The sequence below is a fragment of the Hymenobacter sedentarius genome (assembly GCF_001507645.1).
In the GTDB taxonomy this organism is placed as follows: Bacteria; Bacteroidota; Bacteroidia; order Cytophagales; family Hymenobacteraceae; genus Hymenobacter; species Hymenobacter sedentarius.
In genome coordinates, this window is record NZ_CP013909.1 from 3560389 (window position 1) to 3575430 (window position 15042).

At 58.6% G+C, this 15042-nt stretch carries 10 protein-coding genes, 1 tRNA gene and 1 pseudogene; 1 reads left to right on the forward strand and 11 read right to left on the reverse strand.

Annotation, left to right across the window (positions count from 1 at the left end):
* Positions 1-144: 144 nt before the first annotated feature.
* The 3 genes from rpsO to AUC43_RS14670 form a co-directional block, all read right to left on the reverse strand.
* Positions 145-420, reverse strand: a complete 276-nt coding sequence (rpsO, locus tag AUC43_RS14660; protein WP_068195160.1) for a 30S ribosomal protein S15 — start codon at positions 418-420, stop codon at positions 145-147.
* A 169-nt stretch (positions 421-589) separates the two neighbouring features.
* Positions 590-2035 (reverse strand): LptF/LptG family permease, encoded by a 1446-nt coding sequence (locus AUC43_RS14665; protein WP_068195163.1) that lies wholly within the window; start codon positions 2033-2035, stop codon positions 590-592.
* A 104-nt stretch (positions 2036-2139) separates the two neighbouring features.
* The gene (locus tag AUC43_RS14670) at positions 2140-2553 is read right to left on the reverse strand and encodes an START-like domain-containing protein (protein WP_068195167.1); all 414 of its coding nucleotides are present in this window, start codon (positions 2551-2553) and stop codon (positions 2140-2142) included.
* A gap of 132 nt (positions 2554-2685) precedes the next feature.
* Here AUC43_RS14670 and AUC43_RS14675 point away from each other — a divergent pair.
* A tRNA-Met gene (locus AUC43_RS14675) sits at positions 2686-2759 on the forward strand.
* A 192-nt stretch (positions 2760-2951) separates the two neighbouring features.
* Here AUC43_RS14675 and rplT read toward each other — a convergent pair.
* The 8 genes and pseudogenes from rplT to AUC43_RS14715 all read right to left on the reverse strand — a co-directional run bounded on the left by rplT (position 2952) and on the right by AUC43_RS14715 (position 14680).
* A complete protein-coding gene (gene rplT, locus AUC43_RS14680) occupies positions 2952-3296 on the reverse strand; it encodes a 50S ribosomal protein L20 (RefSeq protein ID WP_068195169.1) in 345 nt (114 codons plus the stop codon).
* Between the two features lie 152 nt (positions 3297-3448).
* Positions 3449-3643, reverse strand: a complete 195-nt coding sequence (gene rpmI, locus AUC43_RS14685; RefSeq protein WP_046242504.1) for a 50S ribosomal protein L35 — start codon at positions 3641-3643, stop codon at positions 3449-3451.
* Positions 3644-3846: 203 nt separating this feature from the next.
* Positions 3847-4404: pseudogene (gene infC / locus AUC43_RS14690) on the reverse strand (translation initiation factor IF-3); the annotation flags it as partial.
* Positions 4405-4630: 226 nt separating this feature from the next.
* On the reverse strand, positions 4631-6565 hold the full coding sequence (gene thrS, locus AUC43_RS14695; protein ID WP_068195174.1) for a threonine--tRNA ligase: 1935 nt from the start codon (positions 6563-6565) through the stop codon (positions 4631-4633).
* Positions 6566-6705: 140 nt separating this feature from the next.
* A complete protein-coding gene (locus AUC43_RS14700) occupies positions 6706-7866 on the reverse strand; it encodes a tetratricopeptide repeat protein (protein ID WP_068195177.1) in 1161 nt (386 codons plus the stop codon).
* A 181-nt stretch (positions 7867-8047) separates the two neighbouring features.
* A complete protein-coding gene (locus AUC43_RS14705) occupies positions 8048-8974 on the reverse strand; it encodes a tetratricopeptide repeat protein (protein ID WP_068195181.1) in 927 nt (308 codons plus the stop codon).
* Between the two features lie 184 nt (positions 8975-9158).
* Positions 9159-11897 (reverse strand): DNA gyrase/topoisomerase IV subunit A, encoded by a 2739-nt coding sequence (locus tag AUC43_RS14710; RefSeq protein WP_417999859.1) that lies wholly within the window; start codon positions 11895-11897, stop codon positions 9159-9161.
* Positions 11898-12763: 866 nt separating this feature from the next.
* Positions 12764-14680, reverse strand: a complete 1917-nt coding sequence (locus tag AUC43_RS14715; RefSeq protein ID WP_068195187.1) for a tetratricopeptide repeat-containing sensor histidine kinase — start codon at positions 14678-14680, stop codon at positions 12764-12766.
* Positions 14681-15042: the final 362 nt, after the last annotated feature.

Below are 15042 nucleotides of genomic sequence, written 5' to 3' on the forward strand. Positions count from 1 at the left end.
CAGCAGCATTCGTTACTCAGAAAACACAGCAACAGCGCGCCGATACAAAACAGTGCCACGGGCCAGCCTCGGCGCAAAACCGACCCGAACAAAAAAAGAGTAGGGAACCTTCGTTGGAAGGCTCCCTACTCTCAGACTCTGGACTTATTTACGGATGCCCAGCTCCTTGATGATGGCGCGGTAGCGGTTGATTTCGCGGTGCTGCAGGTAGTCCAACATGCGGCGGCGCTTACCTACCAGCTTCAGCAGGCCCAAGCGCGTGCTGTGGTCCTTCTTGTTGGCCTTGAGGTGCTCGGTGAGGTGGTTGATGCGGTGGGTGAAGAGGCCAATCTGCGCCTCGGCCGAACCGGTATCGGTTTTCAATTTCTGCAGGCTGTTCTTTTCGAAAATGGCCTGTTTTGCTTCTGTAGTTAAAATCATCGGTTGATAGGTGTTACCCCGTCTTAGATTTTGGGATGAAAAAAATGTTGATTTGCTACCCCACACATTGGGGTGCCGCAAAGGTACGCAATTTTAAAACAGGATAAAAGCGCGATATGGGAAATTTTCCATTGCTTAACGTTCTGCCTTATTGAGCTAAAACCGCCGCTTATTCTTCTACCGGCTCAGTAATCTTCCGCAGGCCCGGAATGCCCAGGCGCTGGGGCAGACGGCGCCAGAAGTCCAGCTCAAGCAGGCCCGAGTCATTATAAGCCTGGTACAGGAAAAACAAACCAGCCGGCAGCAGCACCAGGTTCGACATCCACATGCCGATGCCAACCGGCCACACAAACTCGCGGCCGTACTTCTCGCCCATGATGCTAAGCACGTAATAAATGATAAAGAAGAGGATGGAAACGAGGATGGGAACCCCCAGGCCGCCCTTCTTGATAATTGAGCCCAGCGGCGCCCCAATCAGGAACATGAGCAACACCGCCACCGACTGCGAATACTTGCGGTAGACCTCAATGCGGAACAGGGCCGAATTCCGGGCGTAATCGTTGAGCCGTTCCGAGGTGGAGTTGGCAAAGGCCCGGAGGTTGTTGGCCCGGTTAGTGGCCTGCTGAATGATGGGCGCGGTCGGCGCGGCCAGGCGCGAAGCCGGCACCTGCAAGTGGGCCACGCGGCGGTTGGCCGCCCGGCCGGTGGTATCGAAGCGCAGGAAGGTGAAGTAGGCGTTGACTTGCCGGGGCACCTGGTGCTGCTCGTGGGTTAGCTTCTTCTGAATCGAATCCGTGGCATTGTGCAGCTGCGGAATATTGAGCATCATCCGGTTTTCCTTGAACAAGTCTTCTTTGGTACGGCCCAGGTCGAACGATGCCAACGAAAACGTGACCAGGTTGTGGTCGAAACCTTGGCGCACAAAGCTGGCACCGGCCCGGTCCTGCGCATCGGGCTGCTCCACGTAGTTGTGGCCATGGAACAGCTCGAGGCTAAGGTAACCGCCATTAAAACGGGTGAACATGCGCCCGGAGTCGGCCAGCATCACGGTGGCATTGCCCGACTTCTGGGTGTGGTCGTAAATCATCACCCCGTGCAGGCGGTCGCCATTTTCGCCCGTTTTCTTGTCGACCTTAATGGTATAGCCGGGAATGCCGTTATAAAAAACGCCTTCCCGAATGTCCAAGGCTAGTTTTTGCTGGCGTACATCCCAAAGCAGGCTGTAGGCTTTCAGGTTGGCCTTGGGCACGATGGTTTCGTTGAACCAAAAGGCTCCCACGGCCAGACCCACCGTGAGCAGCAGCACCGGCCGCAAAATCCGCGTTAAGGCAATGCCGGAGGCCTTGATGGCCGTGAGCTCGTGGTGCTCGCCCAAGTTGCCATAAGTCATGAGCGACGACAGCAGCACGGCCAACGGCAGCGAAATGGGCACGATGAGCACACTGAAGTAAAACAGCAGCTGCAGCAGCACCCCCGTGCCCAAATCCTTGCCGATGATATCGTCGAGGTACTTGAGCAGTGTATGCGTAAGCAGAATAAACTGCACCACCGCGAACGTGAGCAGGAAGGGGCCAGCAAAGGCCTTTAGAATAAGCTTGTCGAGCTTCTTAAGCATAGAAAACGGCGCTAACACTGAACTGTACGTCGGCGCTGAAACGAAAGTCCAAGGAAAAAAGTACCGGAACCGCCCCCACCCCAATCGGAGGATTCGCGCGGTTTCTACCCTCCTACTTGCTCGCGGAGCTTGGCCACCAGGCCCTCCCACATTTCTTGCTGCTCCCCGGCATCGTGTGCCGACGAGTAGTCAATCACCCGCAAATACACTTCGTCGGTTACCTGCGACGAATCAAGCGTAAACTCCAGATAATTCGCGTCGGCCACTTGCTGGCGCAGGTCGTTCAAGAACACGAACCTGATGGCCCGGTTCAGCCGCTGGCCCGAAATCTCGGCGTAATGGTTTTCCTGGTCCCAAATAAAATTGAGCCGCTGACCTTCCACGTAGCGCACATCGTCGCAAAACCACTGCGAAAGACCGGAAGCGGTAGCCAAATAAGGAAAAAGAATTTTAGGCGAAGCGTTGATGGGAAATTCCACCACGAAGCGTGTTTTGGTTTGGGTATCAGGCAGAGCCATAATTTACAATACGAAGGGGCCTCGTCAAACAAGGGTCTGAAACCGGCCGCGAGGGAGAAATACAGTGTTTTTTGCCCCAGGACCTTGCGTCGGGGCCAATTGTAGCGTTACCTTTGCACCCACAAAAAACCCGGCGGGGTAGCTCAGTTGGTTAGAGCACAGGATTCATAACCCTGAGGTCACGAGTTCAACTCTCGTCCCCGCTACTTCAGAAACCGTTTCAGCTACGCTGAGGCGGTTTTTTTGCTTTAGGGACTTTCGAAGGCGGCACTACTTCCAGAGTAATACTGACTTCATTTTAGCTCAATATTTAATCTGAGCTATTTTTCTGGGCCAAAAACAAGAAAACGCTGAACCCAAGGGCCAGCGTTTTCTTGGTTCTTGACGCACAGGGGCAATTACTTCACTTTTTCCACGATGCCTTTGAAGGCCTCTGGGTGGTTCAGCGCCAAATCAGCCAGCACTTTGCGGTTGAGTTCGATGCCAGCCTTTTTCAGGCCGCCCATCAGCTGCGAGTACGACAGGCCGTGTTCACGAGCGCCGGCGTTGATACGCTGAATCCAGAGGGCACGGAATTCGCGCTTCTTTACTTTACGGTCGCGGTAAGCGTACAAGAGGCCTTTTTCAACGGCGTTCTTGGCTACGGTCCATACGTTTTTGCGACGGCCATAATAGCCTTTCGCCAAACGCATGATTTTCTTACGACGGTGGCGCGAGGCCACGTGGTTGACACTTCTTGGCATAACCTAGAGAGTTTTTGGCAGCCGGCGACAGAGGGTTGTCTTAGAGCCGGAAGCCTGGTGATGGTTTAGTTATTAGTTGTTGGCTGTCAGTTATTGGTATCAAATCAGATGCAGTAAACTCCAACAACTGACCATGAGCAACTGACAACAAATCAGATATTCAACATCTGGCGCACGCGGTTCATGTCGGCGCTGCTCACGAGGCCCGTGTGGGTCAAACCACGCTTTTGCTTGGTCGTCTTCTTCGTGAGGATGTGTGATTTGAAGGCGTGCTTCCGCTTCACCTTGCCCGTTCCGGTGAGCGCAAAGCGCTTCTTAGCACCGGATTTCGTCTTTACTTTCGGCATTGTAGTGGTTGTTGGAGGGTTGGTTGTTGATTGTTGATTGCTGACCGACCGGGGGTCGGGAAGCCATCTTCAACCGGTAAAATCTATTCAGCGTCCGTGGTCGCCGGTGCCGATTCAGCTGCTTTGCCAGCCGGCTCAGCAGAAGGCTTGGGCGCTTTTTTCTCAGCCTTGGCATCGGGTGCAGCGGCGGTCTTCGCAGCGGGCTTCACGACGGCCGCCGCTTTGGGGGCGAGGTACAGGAACATGCGCTTGCCTTCGAGCTTGGGCAGCTGCTCTACTTTGGCCAGGTCCTCGAGGGCCTGGGCAAACTTGAGCAGCAGGATTTCGCCCCGCTCTTTAAACACGATGCTACGACCTACAAAGTGCACATAGCTCTTGATTTTCGCGCCTTCGCGCAAAAACTCCTGGGCGTGCTTCACCTTAAAGGCGAAGTCGTGCTCGTCGGTATTGGGGCCGAAACGAATTTCTTTCAGGACGACCTTGGTCTGCTTGGCCTTCAGCTCGCGGGTCTTCTTCTTCTGCTCGTACTTGAATTTCGAGTAGTCGATGACGCGGCATACGGGTGGCGTGGCCGTGGGTGAAATCTCAACGAGGTCGAGATTCTGGTCCTGGGCCATTTTCCGGGCCTGGTCGGTCGGATAAACGCCTTGCTCGACGTTGTCGCCGACCAGGCGCACTTCGCGAGCCAGGATTTTTTGGTTGATTTTGAACGGCTCTTCCACCTGCTGGCGGGGCACGTACCGACGATTCGGGGCTGCTATGGTTTGGTCCTCCTCCTAAAAAAGTGGCGGGAAATGAGATTCGGGGCGGTTTAGGCCTGGTAAGGCCTGGCAATCAGGGGGCAAATATCGGTATTTATCTTGGTAAAGGCAAATTACTTATGAAATCAACGGCGAAATGCACTAAGCCGAGCCTTAGGCCAGTTAAATCAAACACCGTCAAATTGAGCTGCTGTTGCTGGCTCAACCTGACGGTGCTGTGCCTTAATTAATAAGCTTCAATAATCTGGCTTTGCACGCTCTTCACAAAAGCATCCAGCGGCATCGAGCCTAGGTCGCCTTCGCCGTGCTTGCGTACCGAAATGATGTTGTCCTGAGCCTCTTTCTCGCCCACAACCAGCAGGTAAGGAATTTTGCCCATCTCGGCGTCGCGAATCTTGCGGCCGATGCGCTCATCGCGGGCATCTACAGTGCCGCGCAGCTCGCGCTGCTCCAGCTGGGCTTTCACCTCGTTGGCGTAGTCGATGTACTTGTCCGAAATCGGGAGGACGATGAACTGCTCGGGCGTCAGCCACAGGGGGAAATTACCGGCGCAGTGCTCGATAAGCACGGCCACGAACCGCTCCAGCGAGCCAAAGGGCGCGCGGTGCAGCATCACGGGGCGCTGACGCGAGTTGTCGGAAGCGACATACTCGAGGTCGAACCGCTCCGGCAGGTTGTAATCTACCTGAATGGTGCCAAGCTGCCAGCGGCGGCCCAAGGCATCGCGCACCATGAAATCGAGCTTGGGGCCGTAAAAGGCGGCTTCGCCGAGTTCGGTCACGGTGGGCAAGCCCTTCTCCTCAGCGGCTTCCTTGATGGCGTTTTCGGCGAGAAACCAGTTTTCATCGGAGCCGATGTACTTGGTTTTGTTCTCGGGGTCGCGCAGGCTGATTTGGGCCGTGTAGTCTTCAAAACCTAGGTTCTTGAACACGTACAGCACCAGGTCAATCACCTTCTTGAACTCGTCTTTTACCTGGTCGGGCCGGCAGAAGATGTGGGCATCGTCCTGCGTAAAGCCGCGCACGCGGGTCAGGCCGTGCAGCTCGCCCGACTGCTCGTAGCGGTACACGGTGCCGAACTCGGCGTAGCGCACGGGCAGGTCGCGGTAGCTGCGTGGCTCGGTTTTATAGATTTCGCAGTGGTGGGGGCAGTTCATCGGCTTGAGGAAGAATTCCTCGCCGGGGTTGGGCGTTTTGATGGGCTGGAACGAGTCGGCGCCGTATTTCTCGTAGTGGCCGCTGGTCACGTACAGCTCCTTGGCACCGATGTGGGGCGTCACGACGGGCTGGTAGCCGGCTTTCACCTGAGCTTTGCGCATAAACTGTTCCAGGCGCTCGCGCAGGGCGGTGCCTTTGGGCAGCCACAAGGGCAGCCCCGCTCCTACTTTCTCTGAGAAAGCAAACAGCTTTAGCTCCTTGCCCAACTTGCGGTGGTCGCGGCGCTTGGCTTCCTCCAGCCGCTCCAGGTACTCGGTGAGGTCCTTGGCTTTGGGAAAGGTGATGCCGTAGAGGCGCGTGAGCTGCTTGTTCTTCTCATCGCCGCGCCAGTATGCACCGGCCACGTTCATGAGCTTGGCTGCTTTAATGGTGCTGGTATCGGGGATGTGCGGGCCGCGGCAGAGGTCGGTGAAACCACCTTGGGTATAGAAGGTAATCTGGCCGTCTTCCAGGTTTTCGAGCAGCTCCAATTTGTAGGGGTCCTGCTTTTCCTGGAAATAGGCGATGGCATCGGCCTTCGAGATTTCCTGGCGGATGTAGCGGCTTTTGTTCTTGGCCAGCTCCAGCATCTTTTTCTCGATTTCGGGGAAGTCTTCGCTGGAAATGCTGCGGCCTTCGCCCAAATCGACGTCGTAATAGAAGCCGTTCTCCACGGCGGGGCCGATGGCCAGCTTCACGCCGGGATAGAGCGTTTCGAGCGCTTCGGCCATGAGGTGCGCCGAGGAATGCCAATAGGTAGCCTTGCCGGCCTCGTCGTTCCAGGTCAGGATTTCAACGGTGGCGTCTTCCGTGAAGGGACGGTAGAGGTCGCGGACTTCGCCGTTGACGCGCACAGCCAAGGCATTGCGGGCCAGGCCTTCGCTGATACTGGCGGCCAGGGCATGGCCCGTAGAGCCAGACTCGACTTGGCGCACCGAGCCGTCGGGGAGGGTAATATTGAGCATAGGATTGGAATAAAAGCCCCCGTGGGGCTAAGCGGGGCGCAAGTTACACGTTGCTCAATAATGAACTTAAGATTATTGAGGAAGCGGGGGTTATAATTTTTAACTCACGCAAGCACTTCTGTGTGCTGGCCCGGGGGCTTTCACCCGGTGCTGGGCCGGAGCGATGGCAGCGGGCTAATCGGCGCGGGGCGCGGGGGCCGGCGGTAATAATACCGTGGCGCGGGCCGCAAGCTATCCGGCAGCTGGCCCTGCACCCGGCCGTTGAGTTTCCAGACTTTAAAGGTCCAGTGCGCGTTGCCCGGGTTTTCGGCCACAAGCTGGCGGTATTGAGCCAATGCTTCGGGCAGGCGGTTTTGGGTTTCCAGTGCTTCGGCGAGCAGCGCGCGGGCCTGCGGCAGGTGGGGATTGCGGCGCAGGGCCCGCCTGAGATGCTCTATTACGGCAAGGGGGCTGCGCGCTTTGGCCGCGGCCAGGCCCAGGCGGTAGTCGGCCCGGTACACGGTGGTGTCCAGCGCCAACGCGCGCCGGTAGTACCACAGGGCGCTATCGGGGCGGCCCTGCAGCTCGAGCTGGCGGCCGTAGTCGTACCGGAGCAGCCCGGAGGTGGTGTCCAGCTTCATACCCAAGGCCGCGTAGCGGGCGGCATCGCCGGGCACCCGCCAGGCATTAAGCAGAAACGCCAGCTGATGAAGAATCTCGGGCTCGCGGGGGTCCCGGGCCAGGGCGTCCTGCAGGTACTGGACGGCGGTGGAGGTATCGGCAGTGGCAGCATAGGCCAGGCCTTTGTAGAAAAGGGCCGAGGGCTGGTCGGGGTCGAGGCGCAGGGTGCGGTCGAGGTTGTCGAGGGCAGCCGAATAGTTGCGCCCGGCCAGATGAGTTTCGCCCACCAGCAAGGGCAGCTCTGGCCCGGAATAACCGTGCTCGGCCGCTTGGCGAGCGGCGGCTAGGGCCTCCGGCAATTGGCCCAACGCCCGATATGCCCGCGCTTGCAAAAAGTACAGCCGGCCGTCGGTGTCATCGATTTCCAGGGCAGTCGCGACATCCTGGAGGGCGGCGCGGGGCTGCCCGGCGGCCAGGCGCAAAGTGGCCCGACGCGCCAATAGCGCCGTGTTTTTAGGCTCCCGAACAATGGCTCCGTTCAGCTCATCGGCCTGCACGCGGGGGCCGCTTTGGACGGTAGCCAAATTAACCAGCGTATCGGGCCGTTCATTGGGCTCGGCCTGGCAGGCGGCGAGCAGAACCAGAAAGAAAGGCAAACGGCGGGTCATGAACAGGCCAAGCGGCAGGAAAGCGTGGTTCAAAGGTAGCTGCAGCGGTTGAGGATAAGCTTGCGCTGACTTCTTGAGCACCTTTTTAGACAGTATCAATAACTTAATGCGTGGCCTGGAAGTGCCTTTTAACCCAGCCAAAAGCGCCAAATACAGGCCTGCCTAGTTGCAATCAGCTCAAGTGGCGGTGCTTCAAATCGACTTACTAGCCAAGCTACTGCTTGCGACTAACGGAATCGGCAGCGGCCGGGCTTGGGCTAGGCGGCAGCGTGGCCGGTGCTGCTTCTTTCTGTTCGAGCCGGGCGGAGCGTTGGCTCCGGCGGGCATCGGCGCGCAGTAAGGGAGGCAGCATCTGCCGGCACAGCCTGCTTATGACAAGGTCTTCGCTGGTGATGGGCGAAATTCTTTCCGCTTCGCGCAGCACCTCAATGGCCCGCCGCCGGCGGCCCTGATAGCGGCACATACGGGCCAAGTCGTAGCAGAATTCGATGTTGTTGGGCGCCAGCTTCCGGGCTTTTTCCAGGTCTTCCATGGCCTCGTGGCTGTCGCCCCCTTCGGGCACACCACCCAGCACAAATTTGCTGTACAGTCGCTCGAGCAAGTTGTAGTGGGCCACGCGGTACTGCCAGCGGCCCAGCAACTGCCAGCCCTCCGCGATATCAGGCCGCCGCTCCGTGACGAGGTACACGTGCGAACGCAAATCCCGGAAGGCTTTCAACCGGGCCCCGGCCTTGTAAAGCGTGGCTTGGTTGAATAAGGCGAAGGCAACGGCGTAATTGCTTTCGCCACCTTCGGGCCGAATGAGCAGGGCGCGGTCGGCGTACTGGCGGCCGGCGTCGAAATACGCCGACTTGCGGGTTTCGTCGGAATACCGGCTGCCAATTTTTACGCTAAGCACCGCGGCCTGGCACAGCGACAAATAATGGTTGGGAGTGCCTTTAAGAATCTCCTGGTAAACGGCCAGCGCCTCCGAATCTTTGAAGCCCTTGGCGAGCGTGGCGGCTTGAAAGAGCTGGGCCTGCACCGCCGGCGGGTCCGGCGGCAGCGCGTTGAGTGGCCGCTGGCTGGGGGCGGCTGTGGCTGGCTTGCGCGGCTGGGTCCGGAACTGCCCAGCAGCTGGCGTGGCGAGCCAGCCCAGCATGAGTACTCCCAGCAGCCAGCTTCGCCACTGCCTGAATGGAAAGGCAGGACACGACAGCAACCAGGGCACAACAAGCATAAAGGCAAAGAAACGAGGCACCAAAAGGAAGTAGCTAACAACTGGTATCAGGCAGCCGGTCAGAAGAAAAGTTCTCCCGGTTACCCGATACCAATGGCTCTGCGCATTAGAACAGGCCCAATTGCGCCTTTGGGCGCTTGAGCAACTCCCGTGCCTGGGCTACTTCTTCGGCCGTCACGTCCACCGCCCCAGTGGGCTCGGGGCGTTCGGCCTCGGCCGCTCCTCCCCCGTTCTCCCCTGGCTTGGGCAACGCCGCGGCCACGCGCTTCTTGGCTACCTCGCGGCGCTGGGGCTCGGGGCCTTCGTCGGTGAGCAGTGTTAAGGCGTGCACTTTAAAGTAGTTGAGCTTGTTGCCCATCGCCTTCCAGCCCTTCACGTCGATGAAGTCGTGCAGGTTGATTTTCTCGGTTTCCTTATCGGATTTCTTGTCCTTCTGAAACTTCACTTCCACCAGCGGCTCGGGGTTGGCGGTGACGGCCAGCAGCTTCGAGCCCTTGGTTTCGGAGATGAAGGTGAAGCGCTTGCCCAACGTGCTGGTTTCGATTTTGAAACGCTTGACGTAATGGATTTTGGTTTCGCCGTCCACGTACACCGCGCTAAGCACCAGGTCGGGCTCATACTTGCGCAGCAGCACAATATTGGGCACGTCGTAGTGGTTGGCGGGGTCGGGCGTGGTTAGCTCGTAGCTGCCGTCCTTGAAAACCACCAAGACGTGATGTTCAGTATCAAACTGGCCCAGGTAGCGGCCGTGGCCCGCGGTGTTGAGCCGGCCCACTACGCTGTCGAAGAATATCTCGCGCCCGCCCAGGGTGGAGTCGCCCAGGGTTTTCTGCGTGATTTTCTTAATGGGCTGCTTGGTCACAATGTTGCCCATCGAGCCTTTGCCCTTGATGCCGAGCTCGGCAAAATCAAAGTCAAACTGCTTCACCCGCGCCGGCGCCTTGTCCGAGAGCTGAATGTTCACAATCTCGGATTCCGAGTTGGGATTCGCAGTCAGGTACAGCACTTTGGTGCCTTTGGTGCCTTTAGTCAGGTCGTAGGTTTTGTCGCGGGTGATGCCCGACACCAGGAAGCGCTTGGCGAAGCTGATGCCGGAGGCGCCGTCGAGGTACACCATGTTGTACACCAGCCGGTCGTCGTTCTTGTTGTACACGCCCACGTGCAGGATATCGCGGCCCACGAAGGTCTTTTCCGCGATTTTGGTCACCGTAAACGTGCCGTCGCGCTTGATGGCGATGATATCGTCCAGGTCCGAGCAGTCGCACACGAATTCGTCTTTCTTGAGGCCGTAGCCCACAAAACCGTCGACGCGGTTCACGTAAAGCTTCTGGTTGGCAATGGCCACTTTCTGGGCCGTCACCACGTCGAAGGTGCGGAGCTGGGTTTTACGCTCGCGGCCCGCGCCGTACTTCTTGAGCAGGTTTTCGAAGTACTGGATGGCGTAGCGGGTCAGGTTGGCGAGGTGGTCGGCTACTTCGGCCAGTTCGGCTTCCAGGCGCTGGATGTACTCGTCGGCCTTGAACCCGTCGAACTTCGAAATGCGCTTGATGCGAATTTCGGTCAGGCGGGTCAGGTCCTCTTCTTCGATGGGGCGGCGCAGCACAATGCGGGTGTCGTCGGCCTTGGCCTTCTCCCCCTCGATGCGCACAAATTTCTTCAGACCCTTATCAATGGTCTCCAGGATTTCTGCCCAGGTCTCGCATTCCTCTATCTTGCGGTAAATGCGGTTCTCGATGAAAATCTTCTCCAGCGACGCATTGTGCCATTTCTCCCACAGCTCGTCCTGGCGGATTTCCAGCTCGCGCTCCAGCAGGCGCACCGTGGCCTTGGTGCTTTGGCGCAGCACGTCCTCCACGCCCACAAACCGGGGCTTTTCGTCGATGATGACGCAGGTGTTGGGCGAGATGCTGATTTCGCAGTCGGTGAAGGCATACAGCGCGTCGATGGTCAGGTCAGGCGAGACGCCGGTGGGCAGCTGTACCTGAATTTCCACGTCGGCGGCCGTGTTGTCGACCACCTTCTTAATCTTGATTTTGTTGGCTTCCGAGGCCTTAACGATGCTCTCCATCAGCGCCGTGGTGGTGGAACCGTAGGGAATGTCGCGGATGATGAGCAGGGTTTTGTCGACTTTCTCGATGGTGGCGCGTAGGCGGATGCGGGCCCCGCGCATGCCGGAATTGTAGTTGCTCACGTCACACAAGCCGCCGGTCGAGAAGTCCGGAAACAGCTGCACTTCTTTGCCCCGCAGCACGTCGATGCTGGCTTTGCACAGCTCGCGGAAGTTGTGGGGCATAATCTTGGTGCTCAAGCCCACGGCAATGCCTTCCACGCCCTGCGCGAGCAGTAACGGGAATTTTACGGGCAGCGTGGTGGGCTCGCGCTTGCGGCCGTCGTAGCTGAGCTGCCACTCGGTGGTGTCTGGATTGAACACGACATCCAGCGCAAACTTGCTCAGGCGGGCTTCGATGTAGCGGGGCGCGGCGGCGCCGTCGCCGGTGCGCACGTCGCCCCAGTTGCCCTGGGTTTCGATGAGCAGGTCTTTCTGGCCCAGGTTCACCATGGCATCGCCGATGCTGGCGTCGCCGTGCGGGTGGTACTGCATGGTCTGGCCGATGACGTTGGCCACCTTGTTGAAGCGGCCGTCGTCCATCTCCTTCATGGCGTGCAGAATGCGCCGCTGCACGGGCTTCAGGCCGTCTTCAATGGCTGGCACGGCCCGCTCCAGAATCACATACGAGGCATAGTCCAGAAACCAGTTCTGGTACATGCCCTTCACCGTGGCCACGTCGTGAATGGTCTCGCCGGGCGCAAACTTGGGCTCCTCCTCGGTTTCGGGTTCGGGCACGGTCTCGGCCGCCAGGTGCACGGCCGGCAAGTCGCCGAATAAATCGGCCGCGTCCACGGCTTCCTGGCTGCTCTCGGCAGCCGCCTGCTCAGCTGCTTGGTCGGCAAAACTGGCGGGTTCCTGGGCATCCGCCGCCGCGGCAGGCGAAAACGCCGTTAAGTCAAAGTCGACCGAATCACCGGGTTGCAAAATATTTTGGTCGGGGAATTCGGAATCAGGAGTATCGAGAGTAGCCACGTGGGAAACGAAAGAGGTCGGCGAATGCCATCAAAAATACCGGAATCAGCGCGGAGCGCAACATATTACAATTCCAGCCCAGGCCGGAAAGTTCCCAAATTTCTTAGCGAATTTGCAATCAACCAGCAAATTCCAAAAGCCATAAAAAGCGAACAAAGGCTTCAAAATACGGCAATTTTTGGCCAAAAAGCAAGCTAAAAATACTAGCCAACTATCAACATCTGCCGTTGCATTAAAGCCCGACAATATGCTCGTTTTGACCAAACGAAAAAAGCCCGAACCAAGGGTCCGGGCTTTTCCGTGGAATGTGCCGACTAGTCTACCCCTAGGCGGCGATTCAAACCTACGAAAAAAACCGTACAACACAATACGTAGGTTGCCCACAAGCCGCACTTTTTACGTAGGTTTTTACAAGTATTTCGGATTGTTACGGCCGAGCTTTCACTTAAGTCAACTTGCTATTGATTAGCGGCGGTACCGTAATCAATAAAATCAGCCGATGAAACCGCGGGAATTTTGGGCTGACCGAAGGAGTAAACGCAACTATATTAATATTAAAATTAATCTCTGCGAAGGGCCGGCATTCGCCTTTTGCATTGAACGCTAAAACCCATTTGATTTTTGCTGAATCAGGCGGAGGGCAGCGGCACGGCTACCCGTACTCCAAAACCGGCTACAGTACCATTTGCCGCCAGCACCGGGCCGGTGCTGGCGGCCCCGCCCATGGCCGTCGCCCGCAGCTCGATACTGGCCCGGCCGTTCCCCCCGCGGCCGGCCGGGCCAAGTGGGCTGAAGGCCGGCGCTGGCTGCCCGTTGTCCATAATATCTACAATGAGCTGGGGCCCTTCCAGCCGCACGCGCACCGTGGCGCGCGATACGTGCTGCGCGTGCTGGGCAATGTTCTGAAGGCTCTCTTTATAAATCAGGTACAGGTTGCGGCGTAAGCGGGCCGGCAGGCGGTAAATGGGTATCACTTCGGGCACCTCGTAGGCAAATTCGATGCCTTTGGGGTCGAGCACTTCGTGCGCGTAGTCCCGCATCCGGGTGAGCAAGTCGGCCAGGTAATCGTTCTTGGCGTCGAGGCTCCACACCACGTCGTTGAGCTGGCGCACGGCGGTTCGGCTGGCATCGGACAGCCGGCTGATTTGCAGGCGCTGGCCGGCCGCATCGGCCAGGCCCTCCTGCAGCAGGTTGCTTTGCAGGCTGATTTGACGCAGCAAGGCCCCCACGTCGTTGCGCAAATCGGCGGCCAGGCTTTCCCGCAGGGCGGTTTCGCGGGCACTCTGCCGCCGCCGAAACCGCCAAAACAGGTAGACGGCAAATCCCATGGCCACCACGGTCAGCCCCGCCATGCCAATAAGCTGGTTTTCCTGGCGCAGCTTATCCAATTCGCGCTGCTGATTTTGCAGGCGGGCCTGCTGCGTGAGGAGCTTGATTTTGGCTTGCGTCTGCCCCAGCTCAAAATTGAGCTGCAGCGCGGCCGTGCTGCGGGTGGTGGCCTCGCTCAGCAGGCTGTCGTTGTACAGCTTGCGGCCAATGGAGGCCTCATAAGCCCGCGCGAAATCCTGGCGCGCCGCATATGCCAGCGCCAGTACATCGTTGGCCGCCCGCCCGCCTTCGTTGAAGCGCGCCTGCTGGCTGGCGCGCAGGCTGCGCTGCCCGTACCGAATGGCGCTATCGGGCTGGCCCACCCGCAGGAAAGCCCGGGCCAGCACCCCCAGCGCCCGCGGAATGGCCAGCCGCTGGCCCGCCGCCACCGACTGGCGCAGCGCCGGGTACCCCAGCGCAAACGCCTCCTGCAGCTTGCCCTGCCGCTCGCTCACTTCCGCCAGATTGACTTGCATAGCCAGCACTTCCGGCGCATTGCCCAGGCGCTGGCTCACGGCCCGGCTTTGCGTGTAGTAGAGCCGCGCGGCCTCCCATTGCTTTTGGCTGCGGCACACATCGCCGAGCCCGGCCAAAGCTAGGTTGATGCGGTCGGGGTAATCGTACTTTCGGGCCACCTGCAACGCATCCAGCAGGTAAGAACGGGCATGGGCGTAATCGCCCAGCTTGTTGAAGGTGCCGCCGGCTTGAATCTTGAGGGTAGTATTAAAGCGGCGCACATCGCCGCTGTCGGATAGCGCCAGGCCTTGCAGGCAGTAGGCCAGGCTGGAGGCGTACTGGCCCCGCTGGTCGGCCACCAGGGCCAGGCGGCCCAGGCACCGCACCTCGCCTCCCTGGTCGTGCATGCGGGCAAACTCCTGCCGAGACTCCCGCAGCCGCCGCACGGCCGGGCCGTATTCGGCCAGGGTGATATGGTAGTCGGCCAGGTCCAGCAAGCATTCCGCTAATAAATCCCCGATGGCCAATTGGCGAGACAACTGCACGGCTGCTTCCAGCACCGGGCGGGCCGACTGCACATTCTGCAGCTTCAGCTCGCTGGCCAGGTGCGTGAGCAGGACTATCCGAACAGAATCCAGTTGGGGATGGGCCCGTACCAGCCCACGCACGCTGTCGATGCGGTGCTGCTGGGCCTGGCCATGTGTGGCTCGGGCTGCGGCCACGGCCCATGCAATTGGCTGTCCCGGGCTGGATGCCGACGACGGGGCTTGTGCCCCCGCCTGCTTCAGGCCCCAGCAAAACACCAAGGCGAATATCGCAGTCGGCCCCAGGCCCGCTATCATTCTCCGCATTAGATCTAGATAATCAGCCCATAAATGTACTACTGCTGAGCTATGAATTGACTAATTTAAGCAAGCGGCACTATATGCGTCAACTTTAATCCACGGCAGTTTTTATGCTGCTCCGGCCTATTGCTGAATGGCTCTACTATTCATATATTAACGTTTATTTCGCTGAAAGCATACCGGCTGCATCAAAAAAGCCCCGTCTGGCTAATGCCAAACGGGGCTCCTAACACAGTAGC